This window comes from Kitasatospora sp. MBT63 (assembly GCF_000710465.2).
Classification (GTDB): domain Bacteria; phylum Actinomycetota; class Actinomycetes; order Streptomycetales; family Streptomycetaceae; genus Kitasatospora.
The window spans coordinates 69,164-71,653 of record NZ_JAIZ01000806.1; the positions used below are offsets into that span (position 1 = coordinate 69,164).

The 2,490-nt window shown below is 72.7% G+C and carries 5 protein-coding genes and 1 pseudogene; all 6 read right to left on the reverse strand.

Features of this window, described 5'->3' with window-relative positions:
• Nucleotides 1–377: NUDIX domain-containing protein (locus AA75_RS54225; RefSeq protein WP_149038696.1), on the reverse strand; the 377-nt coding region annotated here is incomplete at its 3' end.
• Between the two features lie 25 nt (nucleotides 378–402).
• Nucleotides 403–894 carry an HIT family protein gene (locus AA75_RS42035; RefSeq protein ID WP_033825877.1) on the reverse strand — a complete coding sequence of 164 codons (492 nt, stop codon included), beginning with the start codon at nucleotides 892–894 and terminating at the stop codon, nucleotides 403–405.
• On the reverse strand, nucleotides 891–1,367 hold the full coding sequence (locus AA75_RS42040) for a GNAT family N-acetyltransferase (protein ID WP_033825792.1): 477 nt from the start codon (nucleotides 1,365–1,367) through the stop codon (nucleotides 891–893). The genes AA75_RS42035 and AA75_RS42040 overlap by 4 nt, the downstream gene beginning before the upstream one ends.
• Nucleotides 1,364–1,948 (reverse strand): bifunctional 2-polyprenyl-6-hydroxyphenol methylase/3-demethylubiquinol 3-O-methyltransferase UbiG, encoded by a 585-nt coding sequence (locus tag AA75_RS42045; protein WP_051740758.1) that lies wholly within the window; start codon nucleotides 1,946–1,948, stop codon nucleotides 1,364–1,366. Before AA75_RS42045 ends, AA75_RS42040 begins: the two co-directional genes overlap by 4 nt.
• 35 nt (nucleotides 1,949–1,983) lie before the next feature.
• Nucleotides 1,984–2,229, reverse strand: a complete 246-nt coding sequence (locus AA75_RS42050) for a hypothetical protein (RefSeq protein WP_033825793.1) — start codon at nucleotides 2,227–2,229, stop codon at nucleotides 1,984–1,986.
• Between the two features lies 1 nt (nucleotide 2,230).
• Nucleotides 2,231–2,490, reverse strand: a pseudogene (locus AA75_RS50545) (hypothetical protein); the annotation flags it as partial.

Sequence of the window (2,490 nt, forward strand, 5' to 3'; positions counted from 1 at the left end):
CGCGACCACTCATCGAGGGTGCGGACGGCGTGGCCACTGTGCTCGGCCGGGTCGAGGGTGATCCGCTCGATCTCCTCGTCGGTGAGCCGGCCGCCGTCGAAGGTGACGCCGATCTTCCACGGCCACGGCGGCTCGGGCGGGGTGAAGGAGAGCAGCAGGAGACGGGGCGCGTCGTCCAGAGAGGCGGGGACGAAGCCGATCTCCTCGCCGGTCTCCCGCAGCGCGCACTGCCACGGGTCCTCGCCCGGGTCGAGGAGCCCACCGGGGTACTGGTACTCGCCCGGGTGGTGAACGAGGTGAGCAGCAGCGGCTGATCGTGGCAGTCGGTGAAGAACACGCCGGCGTAGGAGACGCCGTGCGGCAGGGTGGGGACGAATTGCTCGGGCGGGACGAAGGCCACGGTCAGGTTCCTCCGTTGAGGCGGGCGCGCAGGTCGGCGGCGAGGCGGTCGGCCCGCTCGGGGTCGTCGGGCAGTACCCCGGCGCCTTCGGTCATCAGGGAGTGGAACTGCTGCTGCTCGTATGGGGTGTTGGGCGGGAGGGCGGCGATGTGCCAGTGGACGTGGGCGTTGCCCTGCTGGCTGCCGAGGCTCAGCACGTACACGCGCTCGGTCGGAACGGTCGCCGTGAGCGCGGTGGCGACGCGGTGGACCACGCGTTGCAGGGTGAGGTACTGGTCCTCGGTGAAGTCGCCGATGGTGTCCTCGACGTGGGTGCGCGGGGCGACCAGGACCTTGCCGTGCAGGGTGGGGTAGCGGTCGAGGAAGGCGACGTGGACGCCGTCGTCCAGGACGATCGGGTGCTCATAGCCGGGGGCGCCGGCGAGCATTGAGCAGATGAAGCACGGCCCGTTGCGGGCCCGCTCGTTGTAGGCGTCGAGGTCGAAGGCGGTCACCGCGCCCACCCGCCGGGGCCGGGGCGCAGCGTCATGAAGCCGTCGAGGGGCTCGAAGCCGAGGGTGCGGTACAGGCCCGCGCCGGCGGCGGTGGCCCTCAGTTCGACGGACCCGCAGCCGCGGTCCTTGAGGGCTTCGACGAGGGCGGTGGTGACGGCCCGGCCGTGTCCACGTCGCTGATGGGCGGGATCGGTCACCACGGTGTGGATGCGGCCCCACAAGCCGGTGGGGAACGCGGGGCCGAGGTAGCCGCAGTAGACGATGCCGATGGCGCACGCGGCGAGGCCGCCAGCGGTGGGGACGACGTAGGCGAGCAGGTTCGGGTCGCTGCCCAGGCGCTCGCGCATGTCGTCGCGGAAGGTGTTGCGCCACTCGTCGGTGAGCGGGCCGCCGTCCAGGACGGCGACGCGCAAGCGCAGCAGTTCGTCGGCGTCCCCGGGGACGGCGGGCCGGGCGGCGGTGGTCGGGGTCATCGGCTGGTCCTCTCCAGGGCGAAGTGGGTGGTCAGCAGGAGGCAGAGCAGGTCGTCGAGCGGGTACTCGGCCATGGCGCTCCAGCCGAAGGCGCGCAGCAGGTCGAGACTGGCCGAGCGCAGACCGATCGACTCCCAGCCCGCGCGTTGGCGTTCGGCGAGCGGGGTAGTGACGAGCAGTCGGCCGCCGGGGACGAGGAGGCGACGGGCGCAGGCGACGGTCGGCACGAGGTCGACGAACGGGAGGAACAGCCGGCAGGTGATCAGGTCGAACTCGCCGGCCGGGAGCAGGCCCAGGCCCCCGCGGTCCGCGTCGAGGAGCCGGAAGTCGAGCCCGTCGCGCTCTCCCTGCCGGTCCTGGGCGGTGGCGACGGCGACCTCGGAGAAGTCGACCCCCGTGACCTGGAAGCCCAGATCGTGGAGGGCGGCGGAGTATTCGCCGGTGCCGCAGCCCACGTCGAGCGCCCGGCGGCCGTTGCCGGGGCCGAGATGCTCGGCGAGCAGCGCGACCTCCAGCTCGGCGACGGGACGAAATCCTTTCCCCTGCTTGTAGTGGTCGTTCCAGTGGTCGGCGGCGGACACTTCCGCTCCTCTCGGTCGGGACGCCGGCGGACGGGTCAGTCGGCGTGGTTCAGGCCGGGCGGGCGCAGGGGACCGGGAGCCAGGCGCTCCAGCAGCCGGTCCACACTGCCGTCGGGCCGGTAGTGCGTGCGGTAGGCGTACGGGTGCCGTCCGCCGGGGAGCGTTGCGACGCCTTCGTCGGTGACGGTGCGGCCCTGGGTGATGGCGAGCAGCCGCAAGTCGATGTCCGCGGGCAGGACTGCTTTCTCGCCGGTGGGCGGGCGGCGGTGGCGGCCGGCCATCTCATGCCCCGACCAGGGCGCGCAGGTCCTCCGAGGCGTCCCAGCCGTAGGTGGAGAACCCCCGCCCGTCGCCGGCGAGGTAGGCGGTGAGGGCGGCGTGCGAGGTAGGGAACATCGGGGTGGGCAGCGCGGAGGCGTCCATCCACAGGACGGCGAGGTGCTTGTCCGGCTCGGTGTTCGTCAGCTCGCCCCGCCACGAGGTCGCGGCGAAGACTGAGAGCAGGAACGGGCCCTTGCCGTCCCACCCGGCCTTGACCTGGA

Bases quoted from the DNA above. Each gene is read 5' to 3' on its own strand.
- AA75_RS42040 (WP_033825792.1), bottom strand. From the start codon at position 1,367: ATGACCCCGACCACCGCCGCCCGGCCCGCCGTCCCCGGGGACGCCGAC.
- AA75_RS42050 (WP_033825793.1), bottom strand. From the start codon at position 2,229: ATGGCCGGCCGCCACCGCCGCCCGCCCACCGGCGAGAAAGCAGTCCTG.